This is a genomic window from Thalassococcus arenae (assembly GCF_019104745.1).
GTDB classification, from domain to species: domain Bacteria; phylum Pseudomonadota; class Alphaproteobacteria; order Rhodobacterales; family Rhodobacteraceae; genus Thalassococcus_B; species Thalassococcus_B arenae.
Map to the genome: position 1 here is coordinate 634,871 of NZ_JAHRWL010000002.1, position 19,989 is coordinate 654,859.

Below are 19,989 nucleotides of genomic sequence, written 5' to 3' on the forward strand. Positions count from 1 at the left end.
TTACCAGCGCCGCTCAAAGCGGCGGCGCAGGATGATGGCGATGATGTTCATGGTCAACAGGAACACCAGCAGGATGATGATGCCGCCCCAGGCGCGTTCGTAGTAGGCCGGGTCGGCGCGTTTGGCCCATTCGTAGATCTGGGCGGGCATCGCGGAATTCGGGTCGAGAAAACCGCTCGCCACCCCGTCGGGATAGTTGGTCGCGATATAGCCCACCATGCCGATCAGCAGCAGCGGAGCGGTTTCGCCCAGGGCCTGCGCCAGACCGATGATGGTGCCGGTCAGAATGCCCGGCATGGCCAGCGGCAGCACATGGTGAAAGACCGATTGCATCTTGGATGCTCCGACACCCAGGGCGGCGTCGCGGATCGAAGGGGGCACCGCCTTGAGCGAGGCGCGGGTCGAGATGATGATCGTCGGCAGCGTCATCAGCGTCAGCACCAGCCCGCCCACCAGCGGCGCCGATTGCGGCAGGTGCATGAACTGGATGAAGACGGCAAGCCCCAGGATGCCGAAAACGATCGACGGCACCGCGGCGAGGTTCGAGATGTTGACCTCGATCAGGTCGGTAAAGCGGTTCTTTGGTGCGAATTCCTCGAGGTAGATCGAGGCCGCGACGCCGATGGGCAGCGACAGCACCAGAACCACCAGCATCATGAAGAACGAGCCCAGCATCGCCACGCCAAGTCCGGCCGCCTCGGCGCGGCTTTCCGATGCGTCCGATCCCGTGATGAAGCTGAGGTTGAAGCTTTTCTTGATCACGCCTTCGGACACCAATGCATCAACGATATCAAGATGTTCTGCATCGATGTTCTTGTCGCGTTCGACCGCGTCGCGCACCACCCGGCCCTTCAGATAGCCGTCGACACGGCTTGACGCCAGAACCCGGAACTCGACCGTGTCGCCGATCCGGTCGGGGTTTGCGATGACGAAATCGCGCACCTGTGCCGCGGCGCTGGCCGAAAGCAGTTTCTTCATGTCCTTGGCGCTGTCCAGCGGCGTGTCGATCCCCCGGGATGTGACCGCCTCGAAGACGGCGTTTTCGATCAGCGGCCCGTAACCGAATGTCGATACCTTCTTGATGTCCTCGATGTCGCGGTTGCCGTTCTTGTCCAGCTTGGCCGGGTCGAGATAGACCGGCACGTTGACAAAGCTTTGCTGAAAGGCGCCGACACCGTTCGTCAGGATCGCGAACAGCAGCACGACCAGAAAAACCAGGCCGGTTGCGATGGCGGCGATGCCATACATCCGGAAACGGGTCTCGGCCGCGTTGCGGCGTTTGGTGCGCGCATCCGCGGCTGTCAGCGAAACGCGGGGCCGCGCCGACGGCGCTTGCGACAGGCTGGCGTCGGTCATTCGTACTGCTCCCGGTATTTGCGCACGATATACAGCGCGAAGACATTCAGCCCCAGCGTCATGACGAACAGCGTCATGCCCAGGGCAAAGGCCACCAGCGCCTCGGGGCTGGCAAAGTCGGCGTCGCCGGTCAGCTGGCTGACGATCTTGGCGGTGACCGTGGTCATCGCCTCGAAGGGGTTCAGGCTCAGCTTGGCCGCCGCCCCTGCCCCCAGCACCACGATCATCGTCTCACCGATGGCGCGGCTGGCGGCCAGCAGGATCGCGCCGACGATTCCGGGCAGCGCAGCGGGCAGCACAACCTGGCGGATCGTTTCGGATTGCGTCGCGCCCAGCCCATAGGATCCGTCGCGCAACGACTGCGGTACGGCGTTGATGATGTCGTCGGACAGCGAGCTGACGAAGGGGATCAGCATGATGCCCATCACCAGGCCCGCGGTCATCACCGCGGTGCCGGCGGACATCCATCCCAGCCCGTCGCCACCGAAAACCTTCATCAGCATCGGCCCGACGGTCAGCAGCGCGAACAGGCCGTAGACGATGGTCGGGATACCGGCCAGCACTTCCAGCATCGGCTTGGCGATGGCGCGGACCTTGGGGCCTGCGTATTCGGACAGGTAGATCGCCGCGAAAAGCCCGATCGGCACCGCCACCAGCAGCGCGATGACCGAGATGTAGAACGTCCCCCACAGCAGCGGCAGCACCCCAAGCGCCGAAGACCCGCCCCGCCCCGAAAAGCTGGGCGACCATTCCAGACGCGTGAAAAAGTCCAGCGCCGGATAGAGCCGGAAGAATTCCACCGTGTTGAAGATCAGCGACAACACGATGCCGATGGTGGTCAGGATGGCCAGCGAGGCCGCCGCGATGAGAATGGTCAGGATCGCCTGTTCCACCGTGTTTCGCGCCCGGAACTCGGCCGTCGCGTTCTTCAGGCCCCAGAGCAGCCCGGCGATGGCCAGGGCAAGCACGACGCCGGTCTGGATAGCCGACCCCGCCGCGGTCAGCGCCCGGTAGCGCTGTGCGGCGGACAGCACCTCGGGTCCGACGTCCGAACCAAGCGCGACCCCCGCCTGCCCAAGCCGTTCGCGGATGTCCGTCGACTCGGTGCGCAGCGATGCGACCTCGTCCGCGGTCATGATCCCCTGCGCAACCGCGCTGTCCAGACCGTCGGCCAGGCGCCGCACGTCCGACATGACCAGGCCCACGCTGGTATCGGCGCTGACGGCTTGATCGGGCAGCATGTCGACGATCCGGTTGTTGACCACCAGCGGCTGCACCAAAAGCCAGACGATCAGCACCGCAAAGGACGGAACGACCGTCTTGATGAAGACGTTCGCGCCGTAATAGCTGGGCAATGAATGCAGCCCACGCCGGTCTCCGGCGACGCTGGCCATCGCCCGCGCGCGGCCCAGGACGTACCCGAGCGCCGCGAGCGCCAGCACGATCCCCACAAGCCAGAATACAGGCATGTCACCCCCGCCAGTTTCGAAAAGGTCCTAAAAGCAAGAAAGGGGCGGCGGAATATGCCGCCCCTTGTCCGGGCTCAAGCCCTTTTACATGTTCGAACCCATGACCGCTTCGTCGGCGACCGTGGCCTGGGTCTTGGCCAGTTCCGGGTCGGACACCAGGCCGTAGGCTGCCAGCGGGCCATCGGGGCCGGCGATCTCGTCGGCGACGAAGAATTCCGCGAATTCCTTGAGGCCCGGGATCACCCCGATATGCGCCTTCTTGATGTAGAAGAACAGCGGACGCGACACCGGGTATTCGCCGCTGGCGATGGTTTCGGTCGACGGCGCGACGCCCGACATGGTGGCGACCTTCAGCTTGTCGGTGTTGTTCTCGTAGAAAGCCAGACCGAAGACGCCGATACCGTTCGGGGTGGCGTCGATGCGGGCCAGGGTTTCGGTATAGTCACCGTCGATGTCGACCGACCGGCCATCGGTGCGCACAGCCAGGCAGGCGTCCTCGGCGTCGTCCTCGGACATGCCGGCGGCGATCATCGCCTCCATCGCACCGGTCGCCTCGCAGCCTGCGGCGATCACCTTTTCCTCGAACACTTCGCGGGTGCCGTGCTTGGTGCCGGGGATAAAGGCCATGATCTCGGCGTCGGGCAGATCGGCGTTGAACTCGTTCCACTTGCTGTAGGGATTGTCGACCAGCGCGCCATCGACCATCACCTTGGGCGCAAGCGCGTTGAAGATGTCGGACGGGGTAAAGGCGTCATAAGCCGGGCCGTCGATCTGGCTGGCGAAGACGATGCCGTCATACCCGATGCGGACCTCGATGATATCGGTCACGCCGTTCGCGGCACAGGCTTCGATCTCTTTCTCGCGGATCGCCCGCGACGCGTTGGCGATGTCGATGGTGTTCTCACCCACGCCTTCGCAGAAACGCTTGAGGCCAGCGGACGAGCCGCCCGATTCCACCACCGGCGTCGGAAAGTCGAAGTTCTCGCCAAAGGCTTCGGCGACGATCGAGGCATAGGGCAGCACGGTCGAGGACCCGGCAACCTGCACGTTGTCGCGCGCGGCTGCAGCGGTAGCGGTCATGGCGGCGATTGCCAGAACCGAGGCGGTCATTTTGACGGATTTCATATGAACACTCCTGATGCGAAGATCCGATCATCCCCACGATGATCTTCGAGGCGCACAGCTACGGCCCGAGCGCTTTGCTTTTGTGACGGTTACGTAACAGTTTTATGACAATTGCCTGCCCGTCATCCGGGGTGGGCGCGCGGCATGTCATTTTCGTATCCCGCTGGCCTCTGCCGAATTTGTTGAAGGTTGAGGTTCAGGGCATATTATCTTGATTTCACGTGAGAATATTCACCCGGAATCGAGCCGCGCCACTTTCGTTGCCTGCCCCCACGTCACTTGTACCGACGGTCCGGCGGTTCATCCGGGACTCGCCGTCGGCATGCCGTCGAATCGGCGCGCATTCAAGTGATCGGCAAGATCACGATGAACGTGGCGCCCTTGCCGGGCTCGCTTTCCACCCGCAGCCGGCCGCGGTGGCGGTTCACGATATGCTTGACGATGGCAAGGCCCAGTCCGGTTCCGCCCTTCTCGCGCGACCGGTGGGTGTCGATCCGGTAGAATCGTTCGGTCAGTCGCGGCAGGTGGATCGCGTCGATACCGGGGCCGGTATCGCGGACGGTGATGCGGATGCCGTCGCCGCGGATGCGCGGCTCGAAAACGGGCCGGCTCAGGCTCACATGCACCTCGGCGCCGCGTCCGGAATACTTGATCGCGTTCTCGACCAGGTTCGTCACGACCTGGACCAACTGGTCGGCATCGCCGGTGATCGTCGCGGCGCTGTCGGGCAAGTCGGCTAGAACCCTCACGCCGGCCTCCATCGCCATCGGGCTCAGCCGGTCAAGCGTGGTCCGGATCAGCGCCGCCGGATCGACCCGTCCCGTCGGCCGCACGCGCTCTTCGGCCTCGACCCGGCTGAGCGACAGCAGGTCCTGCACCAGCCGGTTCATCCGCCCGGCCTCCTTTTCCATCGTGTCCAGAAAACGATCGCGCGCGACCTCGTCGTTCCGCGCGGGCCCCTTGAGCGTTTCGATGAAGCCGATCAGCGCTGTCAGCGGCGTGCGCAATTCGTGGCTGACATTGGCGACGAAATCGCGGCGCATCTGCCCGGCCTGTTCCAGGTGGGTGATGTCCTCGAAGGTCACGAGAACGCCGCGCCCCCGGTCCAGCGCCACCGCGGCGATGGAGACGCGGAACGTGGTGTCCTGGCGCCCGTCATTGGTCAGGTAGTCGGTCTTGCGCGGCTCACCGGACTGCAGACAATCCTCGATCGCATCCAGCAGGGTCGGTTGGCGCAAGGCGGTGATGAAGTGCCGCCCGACCATCCCGGGCCCCAGCAGCGCGGTGGCCGGTTCGTTGGCCGCGGCGATGCGTTCATCGGCGCGGATCAACACCGCTGGCAGGGGAAATCCCGCGATCAGGGCCTCGGCCGCTGCCTGCATCAGGCGTCTCGCGCCGCGGCCAGACCGGCGGCGAACGTGGTTTTCAAGGCGTCCAGCGGCTCCAGCCCGACCGACACGCGGAAGAAGCCTTCGGTGATGCCGATCGCGGCGCGGGCCTCGGGGCTCAGCGCCCGGTGCGAGGACGAGGCAGCGTGGCTGAGCGTGGTGCCGACATCGCCCAAGGTCGGTGCAAAGGCGACACCATCCGCCGCCCGCGCCAGCGCGTTTGCCGCCTTGCGCCCGCCCGCCACTTCAAAGCTGACCATGTTGCAGCCCTGCCCGCCCAAAAGCGCCGCCGCGCGATTGTGGTCGGGGTGGTCGGCGCGGGTCGGATACAACACGCGGCGCACGCCCGCCTGCCCGGCCAGCCAGTCCGCCAGCGCCGCGGCGTTGCGCTGCGCGGCGTCGAAGCGCAGGGCAAAAGTCGCCAGACCGCGTTCGGCCAGCCAGCAATCGAACGGGCTGGGCGTCATGCCGGTGGTCACCGCAAAGACCCGCATCCGCACGGCGAGGTCGGGATCGCGCGCCGCCACCCAGCCCAGCGTGACATCGGAATGACCCGCCAGCAGCTTGGTCACCGAATGCAGCACGATGTCTGCACCCAACGCGAACGGCCGCACCGCCAGCGGCGTGGTAAAGGTGTTGTCGACCGCCAGCAGCACACCGCGGTCGCGGCACAGACGCGCGATGCCTTCGATATCGGCCACCCGCAGCGTCGGGTTCGACACGACCTCGATCAGCACCAGCCTGGTTTCGGGCCGCAGCGCCGCCTCGACCGCGGCCATGTCCGTCGGATCGGCCAGTGTCGTGGCGATCCCCAGCCGCGGCAGGTCTTCCGCCATCAACCGCAGCGACCGGCCATACAGTTGGTTGCCGCCCACCACGTGGTCCCCTGCCCCGCACAGACCCAGCAAGACCGCGGCCACGGCCGCCATGCCCGAACCAAGCACGATGCCGCCGGAACATCCCTCCAGCGCGTCGATCCTGCGCGCCAGCAGATCGGCATTGGGGTGGCCCTCGCGGGCATAGGTATAGCCCGCCGCGCCGCCTTCGTATTGCGCGTCAAGCCCGTCGGGGTCGTCCGAGGCATAGACCACCGAAGGATAGATCGGCGATACGACCGGCGTCGACACGCTGGCGGGTGGCACGACGGGGCGCTGGATCGTTTTCTTCATCGCGCGAGGTCCTGACTTCTCTGGTTCGAAAATATCCCGGGGTGAATGGCGCCCCTGGCGCCAGAGGGGCAGCGCCCCTCAGACCGGTCGAAGGCCGCGGGCGAACCGTGCCGCGTTTTCCTGGTAATGCAGGGCCGAGGCCCGCAATCCGTTGATCGCCGCCTCGTCCAGTTGCCGCACCACCTTGCCCGGCATGCCCATCACCAGCGACCCGTCGGGGATATCCTTGCCCTCGGTGATCAGCGCGCCCGCCCCGATCAGGCAATTCCGTCCGATCCGGGCGCCGTTCAGAACCGTCGCGCCCATGCCGATCAGCGTATTTTCCCCGATCGTGCAGCCATGCAGCATCACCTTGTGGCCGATCGTGCAGCCCGGCCCGATCACCAGCGGAAAGCCCATGTCGGTGTGGCAGACGACGTTTTCCTGCAGGTTGCTGCCCGCGCCCACACGGATCTCTTCGTTGTCGCCGCGCAGCGTGGCGCCGAACCAGACCGAGGCGCGCGCTTCGAGCACCACGCGCCCGATCAGGTTGGCATCCGGCGCCGCCCAGGCATCGTCAGCCAGGTCGGGGGCGATATCGTCCAGCGCGTACAGCGTCATGTCTGATCCTCGAATTCGCTTTGCAGTTTGCGGACATGCGCCACCAGACCGGGCTGGCGATCGCGGCGCAGGCGCTCGGCCTGAACGATGGTTTTCAGCCGGGCTTCGGTCACGTCAAGGTCGTCGTTGATCAGGACGTAGTCATAGGCGTCCCAATGGCTGATTTCGTCCCAGCTTTTCTGCATCCGCTTGTCGATCACCGCCGATCCGTCCTGACCGCGCCCTTCGAGACGCGCGCGCAATTCCGGGATCGATGGCGGCAGAAGGAAGATCGACAGCACGTTGTCCTTGAGCGCCGAGTTGCGGATCTGCTGCGCGCCCTGCCAGTCGATGTCGAACAGCACGTCGCAGCCCGACTCGGTGGCCTGTTTCACCGGCGCCAGGGGCGAGCCGTAGAAATGGCCGAACACGTGGGCGTGCTCCAGCATCGCGCCGTCGGCGACCTGCCGGCGGAACTCCGGCTCTCCGACAAAGTGATAGTCCTTGCCGTCCTGTTCCCCGGGCCGGGGCGGACGCGTCGTGGCCGAGACAGAAAACCGGATCGTCGGATCCCAGTCGCGCAGCCGCCGCGCCAGCGTCGATTTCCCCGCGCCCGAGGGCGAGGACAGGATGATCAGCAATCCGCGCCGCTGTGCCATACCCTACTCCACGTTCTGAACCTGCTCTCGCATCTGGTCGATCACCGTCTTCAGCGAAAGCCCGATCTGCGTGAGCGATGCGAAACCGGCCTTTGAACACAGCGTATTGGCCTCGCGGTTGAATTCCTGCATCAGGAAATCCAGCTTGCGACCCACCGCTCCCCTGTCGGTCAGAAGCGCGCGGGCGGCGTCGACATGGGCGCGCAGCCGGTCGATTTCCTCGGTCACGTCCGATTTGACGGCAATCAGCGCAAGCTCCTGGGCGATGCGGCCCTCGTCCATATCCGATCCCTGGTCGAGCACGCGCGACAGTTGTGCCGTCAGCCGCGCCTGCTGATCGTCGCGCCGCGCGGCCAGTTCGGCCTCGGCGGCATCGGTCAGGCCGGCGATCTCGTCGATCTGCCCGCTCAGGATCACGCTCAGCGCCGCGCCCTCGCGTGTGCGCATCGCGACAAAGGCGTCCAGCGCGGCGATGTAGTCGGCCATCAGAGCGGCGCTCAGCGCGTCCGGGTCGGCCTGCGGCGGGTCGCTGCGCAGCACGCCGCGCAGGCCCGCGATCTGGCTTGCGGTCGATGGTGCCAGGCTCAGACCGCGCGCCATCGCGGCGGCTTCGATCTCGGCCAGGGCATCCAGAACCGCGACCATCTGCACCGGGTCGAGCCGCGCCGCGCCTTCGTCCTCGGCTGTCTGCATCCGCAGCGAAACCTGGATGTTGCCGCGTTGCAGCCGGTCGGAGGTGGCCTTGCGCACGGCAGCCTCGAGCCCGTCGATTCCGTCGGGCAGGCGCAGCCGCAGGTCCAATCCCTTGCCGTTCACGCCACGCAATTCCCACGTCCAGCGCTGGCCCAGCCCTTCGCCCTGGACCGAAGCGAACCCCGTCATGGATTGGCGCATCGTCATTCCCCGTCTTGTTGCCGATGGCCTAGCGGGAAGCCGGCAGCATGGCAAGGCGGCTGGGGCACGGGCGCCGTTAACCATTTGGTCGGAAATGAGGCGGGACTGGGCGCGAATTGCGGTAGAAAGATGGCGGGTAACGGATCGTTAAGCGTTAACGGGCTTGGCGAATGGGGGCTCCGGCCGGATTGGATCAGGTGGGAGTGATGACATGTCAGTCGACGACACAACCGACACCGCGCCGCGCCGCGGGGTGATTTCGATGCTCAGGCGCAGTGCCGAACGACAGGCCGCGCCGCTGCGGCTGGTCGAGCGGTACTGGGCAAGCCTGCGCGGCGCCGATGCGGTGCCCTTGCGCAGCCAGATCGATCCGCGCGCGATCGAAGGCGCACTGGATTGCGCATTTCTCGCCGAGCGGATCGCGCCCAACCATGCCCGGCTGCGCGTGGCCGGGCGGCACTTGACCGACCTGATGGGGATGGACGTGTCGGGGATGCCCCTGTCGACACTGATTGCGCCCCAGGATCGGGACGGCTTTGGCGCATCGCTGGGCCGGGTCTTTGCCGACCCGGCGGTGCTTCGGGTGTCGCTGCGCGGCGAAGGCGGGTTCGGCAAGCCTCGCCTCGACGCCGAGATGGTGGTGCTTCCGCTGCGGTCGGATTTCGGCGAAGTCAGCCGGGCCATCGGCGTCGTGGCGACCACGGGCCGGATCGGACGCACGCCGCGGCGGTTTCGCGTCGATGCATCCGAGATCGTGCCGGCTTTCGGCGCCTTGTCCGACAGCCCCGCCACGACCGAGACGACGCCTCAGACCGAACCGTTGCGGGGCCTGTCCGAAGCGCATGCACCGTTTCGACCTGCCAAACCCTATCTGCGGGTCGTGGTGTCGAACGATTGAACGGGAAACGCCCGGCCGAAAGACCGGGCGTTTCCAGTTTTCAATCCACCACGATGTCAGGCGCTGGCTGCGGCCGCGGCGTTGTCGCGGCGCTTGACCAGTTCCTCGGCCACCAGAAACGCCAGTTCCAGCGACTGCGAGGCGTTCAGCCGTGGGTCGCAGGCGGTGTGGTAACGGTCGGACAGATCCTCTTCGGTCACGTCGCGCACGCCGCCGGTGCACTCGGTGACATCGAGGCCCGTCATCTCGAAATGCACGCCACCGGGGATCGTGCCCTCGGCCGCGTGCACGCCGAAGAAGTCGCGCACTTCGCGCAGCACCTGCTCGAACGGCCGTGTCTTGTAGCCCGTGGCCGACTTGATCGTGTTGCCGTGCATCGGATCGCAGACCCAGACCACGTTGGCGCCTTCTTCCTGCACTGCCTTGATCAGCCGCGGCAGGTGTTCGCCCACCTTGCCGGCCCCGAACCGGGCGATCAGCGTCAGCTTGCCCGCCTCGTTTTCGGGGTTCAGTTTGGCCATCAAGACCTTGAGGTCCTCGGCCGTGGTGGTGGGGCCGCATTTCAGGCCGATCGGGTTCAGCACACCGCGGGCGAACTCCACATGGGCGCCGTCCGGCTGGCGCGTGCGGTCGCCGATCCAGATCATGTGACCCGACCCTGCCAGCCACTTGCCCGAGGTGCTGTCGAGCCGGCACAGCGCCTCTTCGTATTCCAGCAGCAACGATTCATGGCTGGTGTAGAAATCCACTGTCTGCAGCGTGTGCGAGCGGTCGCTGTCGACGCCGGCTGCGCGCATGAAGTCCAGCGTGTCGCTGATGCGGTTGGCCATGTCGCGGTAACGCTCGGCGTTTTCGCCCTCGATGAAACCCAGGGTCCAGGAATGCACCTGGTGCACGTCGGCATAGCCACCGGTCGAAAAGGCCCGCAGCAGGTTCAGCGTGGCTGCCGCCTGGGTATAGGCCTGCAGCATCTTGCGCGGGTCGGGAATGCGCGCATCCGGCGTAAACGCCAGTTCGTTGATGATGTCGCCGCGATAGCTGGGAAGCTCGACGCCGTTCACCACCTCGGTCGGTGCGCTGCGCGGCTTGGCGAACTGGCCGGCCATGCGGCCCACCTTCACCACCGGCACCTTGGCGCCGTAGGTCAGAACCATCGCCATCTGCAGCATCACCTTGAAGGTGTCGCGGATCGCATCGGCGCTGAACTGCTCGAAGCTTTCGGCGCAATCGCCGCCCTGCAGCAGGAACGCCTCGCCGCGCGACGCCGCACCAAGGGCGCGCTTCAGCCGGCGCGCTTCGCCTGCGAAGACCAGCGGCGGATATTTGGCAAGCTGGGCCTCTGCGGCGCTCAGCGCTTCTGCATCCGTATATTCGGGCATCTGAACCCGCGGCTTGGCGCGCCAGTTCGATTTCTGCCACTCGGTCATCGGTCGTCTCCGGTCATACATGGTTCGCGTTCACAAGGACTTTTTTATACCCAAGCCCGCCAGCGGTGACCATATGCGTTTTCTCCGACATCCCTTGACGCTTTCGGGCCTTTCTGACCATGTGGATGCGCGGCGCAGCGGCGTCGGACAAGACCAAGAAAGCGCGCGACATGCTTCCACCGATGCAGCGGCAGATCATCGAAGTCAAAGACACGCCGAAAAAACCCCGGCGCTTCGTCTTCGTCCTTTTGCCGGAATTCACCATGCTGTGCTTTTGCGCCGCGGTGGAGTCGCTGCGCATCGCCAATCGCATGGCGGACAAGCGTCTGTACGAATGGATCATCACCGGCGAGGGCGGCGAAACCGTAAGCTGCTCGGCGGGCGTGTCGTTCCAATTGGACAGCGACCTGCCCGAATTGTTGCGCGACGACACGGTCATGGTTTGCGGCGGCATCGACATCGCGGCCGCGACATCCAAGAAGATGTTGAACTGGCTGCGCCGCGAAGCGCGCCGGGGCCTGATGGTCGGCGGCCTGTGCACGGCGGGCTACACGCTGGCAAAGGCCGGTCTGCTGGACGGCAAGAAGGCGACGATCCACTGGGAAAACCAGGACAGCTTTACCGAGGAATTCGAAGACGTGACGCTGACCAAATCGGTCTTCGTGATCGACGGCAACCGCATGACGACCGCTGGCGGCACCGCGTCCATCGACCTGATGCTCAAGGTCATCGCCGACGACCATGGCGAGGAACTGGCCAACGCGGTGGCCGACCAACTGATCTATTCCGCGATCCGAACCGACCAGGACACGCAGCGCCTGTCGGTGCCCACCCGCATCGGCGTGCGCCATCCCAAGCTGAGCCAGGTCATCCAGATGATGGAAGCCAATATCGAGGAACCGATCAGCCCCGCCGTCCTCGCCCACCAGGTCGGCATGTCGACGCGCCAGCTGGAACGGCTGTTCCGGCGCTACCTCAACCGGTCGCCCAAGCGGTATTACATGGAATTGCGGCTGCAAAAGGCGCGCAACCTGCTGATGCAGACCGACATGAGCGTGATCAACGTGGCGCTGGCCTGCGGGTTCGCCAGCCCGTCGCATTTTTCGAAATGCTACCGCGCGCACTACCAGACAACGCCCTACAGGGAACGCGGCAGCCAGGCGACGCGCCTGTCGGTGTGATCCGGACCGAGCGCCTGACCTTGCGCCCGGCGCGGCCAGACGACCTGGATGCGCTCCATGCCATCTTCACCGATCCACGGGCCATGCGTTACTGGGATCGGCCACCGCATGACGCCATCGCGCAGACGCAGCGGTTCCTGAACGGTTTCATGACGCCCGACGACCAGCGGCGCGAGGAATACATCCTTGACCTTGACGGGCGCTGCATCGGCAAGGCGGGGATCTGGGCCAGGCCCGAGGTCGGGTTCATCCTGCATCCCGACCACTGGCGGCGGGGCTATGTGCGCGAAGCGCTGGAGGCGATCCTGCCAAGGTGCTTCAGGAAATGGCCGGAGATGCCTGAAATCACTGCGGAATGCGATCCCCGGAACCTTGCCTCGGTCGGCTTGCTGACGCGGCTGGGTTTCCGGCTGACCGGGTTCGACAGGCAGAATTTCGACTATGGCGGGATCGAGATGTGCGACACCGCCTATTTCGCGCTGCCCCGCCGGATCAGAAAAGCTGATTGAGTTTGGTGAAGTCGCTGTTGAAGCGGAAATTGATGCTCAGGAACCCATCGTCGCGGTCATGCCCGAGGACATAGGCATAGATGTAGCGGCTGCCGGTCCAGTACGCGATCAATTCCTGCATGAACCCGTTTTCGAGATCGGCACGGCGCATGACGGCCTTGTTCTGGAAGTCTTCGGCGTAGATTTGCCGGACCTGAGCCTCGAGCCCCTGCAACTGCTGCGGCGTCATCTCGTCTCCGGCGCCGAAAAGCACCATCATCTGTTCGATCTCGCGCGCCATGATGAGCGTGTCCAGCGAGGCGCGCATCGCGTCGTAGGATACGAAGACGCCATCCTGCGCGCGCCCGGGCAGCGCACCGAGCAGCGTCAAGGCGATGGCCAACACGGTTTTCCTGAAATCGATCATGGCAATCCTCCGGTCCTGAATGACCGCAGGATGCCACGGCGCGCAGCGCTGACCCAGAGTTTTGTCAGGGCGCGAGACGATAGAGCGCGCCATTGCCCTCGCTGAGGAACCACAGGGCGCCGTCGGGCCCCTGTCGCACGTCGCGGACGCGTTCGGTTTCGGGGCCTTCGATGCGTTCGACTTCCCTGAGAGGATCGCCGGAAAGTCTTGAGATATAATCGAATTTCAACGATCCGATAAAGGCGTTGCCGCGCCAGTCCGCTATCGCGCCGTCATAGAACGTCATGCCAGAGGGCGCGATCGACGGGTCCCAGTAGAAGACCGGCTGCTGCAGGCCCTCCTTGGCGGTGCCTTCGCCGATCTTGGCTCCGCTGTAGTGGGTGCCATAGGAAATCACCGGCCAGCCATAGTTCCGGCCGGGTTCGATCCGGTTGACCTCGTCGCCGCCGCGGGCGCCATGTTCGACGGCCCAAAGCTGCCCGGCAGGGTCCATCGCCATGCCCTGCGGATTGCGGTGTCCGTAGGACCAGATTTCGGGCTCTGCACCGCCCTGGCCGACAAACGGATTGTCCGACGGCGCCTTCCCGTCCCTGGTGATCCGCAAGACCGACCCGTTGTGCCGCCCCAGATCCTGCGCCGAGGCGTCTTCGCCGCGGTCGCCGATGGTGACGAGCAGCGTGCCGTCGCGCGCCTCGGCCAGTCGCGATCCGAAATGGAATCCGCCGCCCGAGCCGCGGGTCATCTCGAAGATCGCCTTGCCGCCTTCCAGCCGCGTGCCATCCGCCGACAGCCGCGCGCGATAGACCGCCGTGCCTTCGCGCCACAGTTGTTTCTTGGCGTAGGTGAAGAACAGCTCGCGGCTTTGGGCGAAATCGCGCGGCACGAGGATATCCAGCAACCCGCCCTGCCCGTCGACCACCACCGGGGGCGGATTGGCGATTTCGGTCACGGCCCCGTCGCGCCACGCCAGCAGGCGCCCGCCGCGTTCGGTGACCAGGATCGTGCCGTCGGGCAGGAACCCGAAGGCCCAGGGCGTGTCCAGGCCGGTGATCACCGGTGTCGCGGTCATCGCGCCGGCCTGGGTCTGGATCGGATCGGCCTGGGCCTGCGAAAGCCAGATCGACAGGGTCAGGACGGTGGCAGTCAGAATGCGCATCGGATCTATCCTCCTGCCCTTCGATATGGGCGCCGATGCCGCCACGCCAAGCCCCTTTTCTTTTCTGGTGCGCGGGCATAGGCTGCGCGCCGGACAATGATCCAATCAGGGAGTTGAGATATGAAAAAGTGGCTCATGGCCTCTGTCGCCCTTGGCCTGACGGCAACCGGCGCGCTTGCAGGCAGCCATGCAACCGAAGCCAAGATCGGTGTGATCCTGGGCTTCACCGGTCCCATCGAATCGCTGACGCCGATGATGGCCGACAGCGCCGAACTGGCGATGAAGGAAGTCAACGAAAGCGGCAAGTTCCTGGACGGCGTGACGCTGGTTCCGGTGCGCGCGGATTCGACCTGCGTCGACAGCGCCGCCGCAACCGCCGCGGCCGAACGCCTGGTGACCACCGATGGCGTCGTGGCGATCATGGGCGCCGATTGCTCGGGTGTGACCGGTGCGATCCTGGCCAACGTCGCCGTCGCCAACGGTATCCCGATGGTGTCGCCCTCGGCCACGTCGCCGGCGCTGTCGACCGCCGAAGACAACGGCCTGTTCTTCCGCACCGCGCCGTCCGATGCCCGTCAGGGCGTCGTGCTGGCCGAGATCCTGAAGGCGCGCGGCATCAACGAAGTCGCGGTGACCTATTCCAACAGCGACTACGGCAAGGGCCTGGCCGACAGCTTTGCCGCCGCATACGCCGAAATGGGTGGCTCGATCACGCTGAACGCCCCGCATGAGGACAACAAGGCCGACTATTCGGCCGAAATCGCCGCGCTGGCTTCGGCCGGCGGCGAGGCGCTGATGGTGCTGGGCTATGCCGACAGTGGCGGCCGCGGCATGATCCAGGCCTCGGTCGATACCGGCGCCTTCGACGTGTTCGGCCTGGGCGACGGCATGTATGGCGACGCGCTTGTCGACGCGCTTGGCGGCAGCATGGAAGACAGCTTTGGCGCGGTTCCGTGGTCCGAAGGCGATGGCGCGGACGCGTTCAAGACGATCACCGACGCGGCCGGCATCAACGGGGAATCCTCCTTCACCCGCGAAAGCTATGACGCGGCGGCGCTGATCGCGCTGGCCATGGCCAAGGGCGGCGAGGCGACCTCGGCGGCCGTGGCGGCCAACCTGCTGGACGTGGCCAACGCGCCGGGCGAGCCGATCCTGCCGGGCGAGCTGGGCAAGGCGCTGGAAATCCTCGCCGCTGGGGGCGACATCGACTATGTCGGCGCCTCGTCGGTCGAGCTGATCGGTCCGGGCGAAGCGGCGGGCAGCTACCGCTACTACGAGATCAAGGACGGCGGCTATTCGACGGTCGAGTTCAAGTAAGCCGCGCTTGACGAGACAGGCAGCCCGGGGCAAAAGCCCCGGGCTGTTTGCATAGACAGAGGCGCGCCAGGCGCCCGCAGGGGAAAAACGTGATCCGGGTCGACAATCTGCACCGGCATTTCGGGGGCTTTCGGGCCGTCGATGGCGCCAGTCTCGAGATCGCCAAGGGGTCGATCACCGGGCTTGTCGGGCCGAACGGTGCGGGCAAGACCACGCTTTTCAACGTGATCGCCGGGGCGCTGCCACCGACATCGGGCCGCGTCTACATGGATGGCGAGGATATCACCGGCCTGCCGCCGCACGAACTGTTCCACAAGGGTCTGCTGCGCACCTTCCAGATCGCGCATGAATTTTCGTCGATGACCTGCCGCGAGAACCTGATGATGGTGCCCGGCGGTCAATCGGGCGAAACGCTGTGGAACGCCTGGATCGGCCGCGGCAGGATCGCCCGGGAAGAAGCGGTGCTTCTGAAGAAAGCCGACGAGGTGCTTGATTTCCTGACGATTTCCCATCTCAAGGATGAAAGGGCAGGAAACCTGTCGGGCGGGCAGAAAAAGCTGCTGGAACTGGGCCGGACGATGATGGTGGACGCCAAGATCGTGTTCCTCGACGAAGTCGGCGCGGGGGTGAACCGGACATTGTTGAACACCATCGGCGATGCCATCCTGCGCCTGAACAAGGAACGCGGCTACACTTTCTGCATGATCGAACACGACATGGATTTCATCGGTCGGCTTTGCGACCCGGTGATCGTGATGGCCGAAGGGCATGTTCTGGCCAAGGGCACGATCGAGGAAATCAAGGCGAACGAACAGGTGATCGAGGCCTATCTGGGCACCGGTCTCAAGAACAAGGATCAGGTCGGCGCATGAGCGGCAACCCGTATCAGGACGACCGCGGCAACCGCGACCTGTCGATCACCAATCCCAAGGGCATCGGCGAAATCGACGGCACCCGCAAGTCCGGCGCCGCGCGCCCTGCCCCCGGCGGCCCCTTCCTGATCGGCGAGGCGATGACCGGCGGCTATGGCCGTGGCGCCGACATCCTGCACGGCTGCACCATCGCCGTGGAAAAGGGCCAGATCGCTGTGATCGTCGGCCCCAACGGCGCCGGCAAGTCGACCGCGATGAAGGCGGTCTTCGGCATGCTCGACCTGCGCGCGGGCCATGTGCGCCTGGATGGCGAGGACATCACCGCGCTGACGCCGCAGGCCCGGGTGGCCAAGGGCATGGCCTTCGTGCCGCAGACCAACAACATCTTCACCTCGCTGACGGTGCAGGAGAACCTCGAGATGGGCGCCTTCCTGCGCGACGACGATTTCCGCGGCACGATGGAGCAGGTCTTCGAGCTGTTCCCGATCCTGCGCGACAAGCGCCGTCAACCGGCCGGTGAACTCTCGGGCGGGCAGCGCCAGCAGGTCGCGGTGGGCCGTGCGCTGATGACCCGGCCCAAGGTGCTGATGCTGGACGAACCCACCGCCGGGGTCAGCCCGATCGTCATGGACGAGTTGTTCGACCGCATCATCGAAGTGGCGCGCACCGGGATATCGATCCTGATGGTGGAACAGAATGCCCGCCAGGCGCTCGAGATCGCCGACAAGGGCTATGTGCTGGTGCAGGGCGGCAACGCCTTTGCCGGTACCGGAAAGGAACTGCTGGCAGACGCCGAAGTCCGCCGCAGTTTCCTGGGAGGATGACGATGACCCGCTTTCGCCTGCTGGCCCTGGGCCTGGCGCTGTTCGCCGCGCCGTTGGCCGCACAGGATGATCCCGCGCATGACGACGATGGCTTCACCATCGAGCATGCGCCGTTCCAGCTCAACATCGCGCTGTTGTGCACCTTCACGCTGGAATGCTTCGACAGCGAACCGTGTTCCGAAACCGCATTCACCCCGCGGGTCGAGGGCAAGGCCGGCGGCATGACGCCCGACACATTGGTGGTGGGCGCATCGCTGATCTCGGATGCCGGTACCGTCGAGTTGCTGGGCGCGCGCGAGGGCAACCTGACCTCGCTGTTCGGCGGCGGGCTGGATGCACGCCACCTGTTGACGATCGGCCTGGAAGGGTCGGCGCGCTACAGCGTGCATTATGCCGATGGTCCGATGGTCATCAGCTATCTCGGGGTTTGCGAGTGATGGATCTGCTCAACGCCATTGTCGCGCTGTCCAATTTCGTTCTGATCCCGGCCATTGCCTATGGCAGCCAGCTGGCGCTCGGGGCGCTTGGGGTGACGCTGATCTACGGCATCTTGCGGTTCTCCAACTTTGCCCATGGCGACACGATGGCCTTCGGCACCATGAGCGCCATCCTGTTTACCTGGTGGCTGCAAAGCCTGGGCGTCAGCCTTGGCCCCCTGCCCACCGCGCTGTTGGCGATACCGGCAGGCATCGCGGGTGCGGCGGCGCTGGTTCTGCTGACCGATCGCGGCGTCTACCGCTTTTATCGCGCGCAAAAGGCCAAGCCGGTGATCCTGGTGATCGTGTCGATGGGTGTGATGTTCATCTACAACGGCGTGGTGCGCCTGATCGTCGGGCCGGGCGACCAGAATTTCGCCGATGGCGAACGGTTCCTGATTTCGGCGCGCACCTTTCGCGACCTGACCGGTCTCGAAGAAGGGTTGGCGATCCGCACCACCCAGGCGCTGACCGTCGTGACGGCGGTGATCGTGGTGGCGCTGCTGTTCTGGTTTCTCAACCGCACCCGCACCGGCAAGTCGATGCGCGCCTATTCCGACAACGAAGACCTGGCTTTGCTGTCGGGCATCAATCCCGAACGCGTCGTGCTGGTGACCTGGCTGATCGTGGCGGCGCTGGCCACCGTGGCGGGCGTGCTTTACGGGCTGGACAAGACATTCAAGCCGTTCACCTATTTCCAGCTTTTGCTGCCGATCTTCGCCAGCGCCATCGTCGGCGGTTTGGGCAATCCGATCGGGGCGATCGCGGGCGGGTTCATCGTGGCGTTTTCCGAAGTCGGCATCACCTACGCCTGGAAGAAGGTGTTGAACCATGCCCTGCCCGAAAGCCTGGCGCCGGACGGGCTCGTGCAGCTTTTGTCGACCGATTACAAGTTCGCGGTCAGCTTCGTGATCCTGGTGATCGTGCTGCTGTTCCGTCCAACGGGGCTGTTCCGGGGGAAATCGGTATGAACCCTTCCGTGCGCACCTGGGTCATGTTCGCGCTGGTCTCGGCGCTGATCCTCGGCACCGGGTTTTTCCAGAGCTGGAATTCGGCGTTGCTGATCCTGAACATGGGGCTGGTCAGCGCCGTCATGGCGCTTGGCGTCAACCTGCAATGGGGCATCGCGGGGCTGTTCAACGTCGGTGTGATGGGCTTTGTCGCGCTTGGCGGGCTGGCGGTCGTGCTGATCTCGGTCCCGCCGGTGACCGAGGCCTGGGCGGCGGGCGGCGGGCGGCTGATCGGCGCTCTGCTGCTGGGCCTGGCGGTGATCGCCGCTGCCGTGCAGGCCTGGAAGCGTCTGTCCGGTGTCTTGCGTGGCTGGGCCATGGCGGGGCTTCTGATCGTCGGGTTTTTCGTCTATCGCGCCGTGCTCGATCCGGCGGTCGAGGCGATCGAGTCGGTGAACCCCGCGGCCACCGGATACCTGGGCGGGCTGGGTTTGCCGGTGCTGTTGTCCTGGCCCGTGGGCGGGTTGCTGGCCGCGGGTGCGGCCTGGGTGATCGGCAAGACCGCCCTGGGCCTGCGCTCGGACTACCTGGCCATCGCGACGCTGGGCATCGCCGAGATCGTCATCGCCATCCTCAAGGCCGAGGATTGGCTGGCGCGCGGCGTCAAGAACGTGATCGGCCTGCCCCGCCCGGTGCCCTACGAGATCGATCTGCAGAACGACCCGGCCTTCGTCGACCGCGCCGCCGGGTTCGGACTGGATGCCACCACCGCGTCGACCGTCTATGTCAAGCTGGGCTATTCGGTGCTGTTCGCCGCTGTTCTGATCGTGCTGCTGGTGCTGGCGCAGCTGGCGCTGAAATCGCCCTGGGGCCGGATGATGCGGGCGATCCGCGACAACGAAACCGCCGCGCGGGCAATGGGCAAGAACGTGACCGCGCGGCACCTTCAGGTCTTCGTGCTGGGCTCGGCCATCTGCGGCATCGCGGGCGCGATGATGACCACGCTGGACGGCCAGCTGACGCCGATCTCCTATCAGCCGCTGCGCTTCACCTTCCTGGTCTGGGTGATGGTGATCGTCGGCGGATCGGGCAACAACCTGGGCGCGGTGCTGGGCGGGTTCCTGATCTGGTTCCTTTGGGTGCAGGTCGAACCCTTTGGCCAGTGGATCATGACCGTGGTGACCTCGGGCATGGCCGATGGTAACGCGCTCAAGGCGCATCTGCTGGACTCGGTTCAACACATGCGGCTGCTGACGATGGGGGTGATCCTGCTTCTGGTGCTGCGCTTCAGCCCGCGCGGACTGCTGCCCGAGCGCTAGGTCGGACGGGCGCCG

20 protein-coding genes are annotated in these 19,989 nt (G+C 65.4%); 9 read left to right on the forward strand and 11 right to left on the reverse strand.

Annotated elements, in window-relative coordinates:
* The 8 genes from pstA to KUH32_RS14390 form a co-directional block, all read right to left on the reverse strand.
* The gene (gene pstA, locus KUH32_RS14355) at positions 1 to 1,356 is read right to left on the reverse strand and encodes a phosphate ABC transporter permease PstA (protein WP_217779287.1); all 1,356 of its coding nucleotides are present in this window, start codon (positions 1,354 to 1,356) and stop codon (positions 1 to 3) included.
* Positions 1,353 to 2,825, reverse strand: a complete 1,473-nt coding sequence (pstC, locus tag KUH32_RS14360) for a phosphate ABC transporter permease subunit PstC (RefSeq protein WP_217779288.1) — start codon at positions 2,823 to 2,825, stop codon at positions 1,353 to 1,355. Before pstC ends, pstA begins: the two co-directional genes overlap by 4 nt.
* A gap of 84 nt (positions 2,826 to 2,909) precedes the next feature.
* Complete coding sequence (locus KUH32_RS14365) at positions 2,910 to 3,950, reverse strand: substrate-binding domain-containing protein (RefSeq protein WP_217779289.1); 1,041 nt, start codon at positions 3,948 to 3,950, stop codon at positions 2,910 to 2,912.
* A gap of 344 nt (positions 3,951 to 4,294) precedes the next feature.
* Complete coding sequence (locus KUH32_RS14370) at positions 4,295 to 5,332, reverse strand: sensor histidine kinase (RefSeq protein ID WP_217779290.1); 1,038 nt, start codon at positions 5,330 to 5,332, stop codon at positions 4,295 to 4,297.
* Entirely contained in the window at positions 5,332 to 6,507 is a 1,176-nt protein-coding gene (locus KUH32_RS14375; protein ID WP_217779291.1) for a trans-sulfuration enzyme family protein, read from the reverse strand. Before KUH32_RS14375 ends, KUH32_RS14370 begins: the two co-directional genes overlap by 1 nt.
* 78 nt (positions 6,508 to 6,585) lie before the next feature.
* Positions 6,586 to 7,107, reverse strand: a complete 522-nt coding sequence (locus tag KUH32_RS14380) for a gamma carbonic anhydrase family protein (RefSeq protein WP_217779292.1) — start codon at positions 7,105 to 7,107, stop codon at positions 6,586 to 6,588.
* The gene (gmk, locus tag KUH32_RS14385) at positions 7,104 to 7,745 is read right to left on the reverse strand and encodes a guanylate kinase (RefSeq protein ID WP_217779293.1); all 642 of its coding nucleotides are present in this window, start codon (positions 7,743 to 7,745) and stop codon (positions 7,104 to 7,106) included. The genes KUH32_RS14380 and gmk overlap by 4 nt, the downstream gene beginning before the upstream one ends.
* 3 nt (positions 7,746 to 7,748) lie before the next feature.
* Positions 7,749 to 8,645, reverse strand: coding sequence for a YicC/YloC family endoribonuclease (locus KUH32_RS14390; RefSeq protein ID WP_348541123.1), 897 nt, complete (start codon positions 8,643 to 8,645; stop codon positions 7,749 to 7,751).
* 205 nt (positions 8,646 to 8,850) lie between these two features.
* On the opposite strand from KUH32_RS14390, the gene KUH32_RS14395 reads away from it, so the two are divergent.
* Positions 8,851 to 9,537: a PAS domain-containing protein gene (locus KUH32_RS14395; RefSeq protein WP_217779294.1), complete on the forward strand. Its 687-nt coding sequence runs from the start codon at positions 8,851 to 8,853 to the stop codon at positions 9,535 to 9,537.
* A gap of 56 nt (positions 9,538 to 9,593) precedes the next feature.
* On the opposite strand, the gene KUH32_RS14400 is transcribed toward KUH32_RS14395, so the two are convergent.
* A complete protein-coding gene (locus KUH32_RS14400) occupies positions 9,594 to 10,964 on the reverse strand; it encodes a class II 3-deoxy-7-phosphoheptulonate synthase (protein WP_217779295.1) in 1,371 nt (456 codons plus the stop codon).
* A 182-nt stretch (positions 10,965 to 11,146) separates the two neighbouring features.
* Between KUH32_RS14400 and KUH32_RS14405 the strand changes: the two genes are divergently transcribed.
* Positions 11,147 to 12,145 (forward strand): GlxA family transcriptional regulator, encoded by a 999-nt coding sequence (locus tag KUH32_RS14405; RefSeq protein ID WP_431358195.1) that lies wholly within the window; start codon positions 11,147 to 11,149, stop codon positions 12,143 to 12,145.
* Positions 12,142 to 12,654, forward strand: a complete 513-nt coding sequence (locus KUH32_RS14410; RefSeq protein WP_217779296.1) for a GNAT family N-acetyltransferase — start codon at positions 12,142 to 12,144, stop codon at positions 12,652 to 12,654. Before KUH32_RS14405 ends, KUH32_RS14410 begins: the two co-directional genes overlap by 4 nt.
* On the opposite strand, the gene KUH32_RS14415 is transcribed toward KUH32_RS14410, so the two are convergent.
* Together KUH32_RS14415 and KUH32_RS14420 are read right to left on the reverse strand one after the other, a co-directional pair.
* The gene (locus KUH32_RS14415; protein WP_217779297.1) at positions 12,638 to 13,060 is read right to left on the reverse strand and encodes a hypothetical protein; all 423 of its coding nucleotides are present in this window, start codon (positions 13,058 to 13,060) and stop codon (positions 12,638 to 12,640) included. The two genes, KUH32_RS14410 and KUH32_RS14415, sit on opposite strands and share 17 nt — an antisense overlap.
* 64 nt (positions 13,061 to 13,124) lie before the next feature.
* Positions 13,125 to 14,216, reverse strand: coding sequence for a PQQ-dependent sugar dehydrogenase (locus tag KUH32_RS14420; protein WP_217779298.1), 1,092 nt, complete (start codon positions 14,214 to 14,216; stop codon positions 13,125 to 13,127).
* A gap of 120 nt (positions 14,217 to 14,336) precedes the next feature.
* On the opposite strand from KUH32_RS14420, the gene KUH32_RS14425 reads away from it, so the two are divergent.
* From KUH32_RS14425 to KUH32_RS14450, 6 genes are all read left to right on the forward strand, one after another.
* A complete protein-coding gene (locus tag KUH32_RS14425; RefSeq protein ID WP_217779299.1) occupies positions 14,337 to 15,533 on the forward strand; it encodes an ABC transporter substrate-binding protein in 1,197 nt (398 codons plus the stop codon).
* 89 nt (positions 15,534 to 15,622) lie between these two features.
* Complete coding sequence (locus KUH32_RS14430) at positions 15,623 to 16,405, forward strand: ABC transporter ATP-binding protein (RefSeq protein ID WP_217779300.1); 783 nt, start codon at positions 15,623 to 15,625, stop codon at positions 16,403 to 16,405.
* Positions 16,402 to 17,229 (forward strand): ABC transporter ATP-binding protein, encoded by an 828-nt coding sequence (locus KUH32_RS14435; RefSeq protein ID WP_217779301.1) that lies wholly within the window; start codon positions 16,402 to 16,404, stop codon positions 17,227 to 17,229. The genes KUH32_RS14430 and KUH32_RS14435 overlap by 4 nt, the downstream gene beginning before the upstream one ends.
* A 2-nt stretch (positions 17,230 to 17,231) precedes the next feature.
* The gene (locus KUH32_RS14440) at positions 17,232 to 17,666 is read left to right on the forward strand and encodes a hypothetical protein (RefSeq protein WP_217779302.1); all 435 of its coding nucleotides are present in this window, start codon (positions 17,232 to 17,234) and stop codon (positions 17,664 to 17,666) included.
* Entirely contained in the window at positions 17,666 to 18,676 is a 1,011-nt protein-coding gene (locus KUH32_RS14445) for a branched-chain amino acid ABC transporter permease (protein ID WP_217779303.1), read from the forward strand. Before KUH32_RS14440 ends, KUH32_RS14445 begins: the two co-directional genes overlap by 1 nt.
* Complete coding sequence (locus tag KUH32_RS14450) at positions 18,673 to 19,974, forward strand: branched-chain amino acid ABC transporter permease (RefSeq protein WP_217779304.1); 1,302 nt, start codon at positions 18,673 to 18,675, stop codon at positions 19,972 to 19,974. Before KUH32_RS14445 ends, KUH32_RS14450 begins: the two co-directional genes overlap by 4 nt.
* Positions 19,975 to 19,989: the final 15 nt, after the last annotated feature.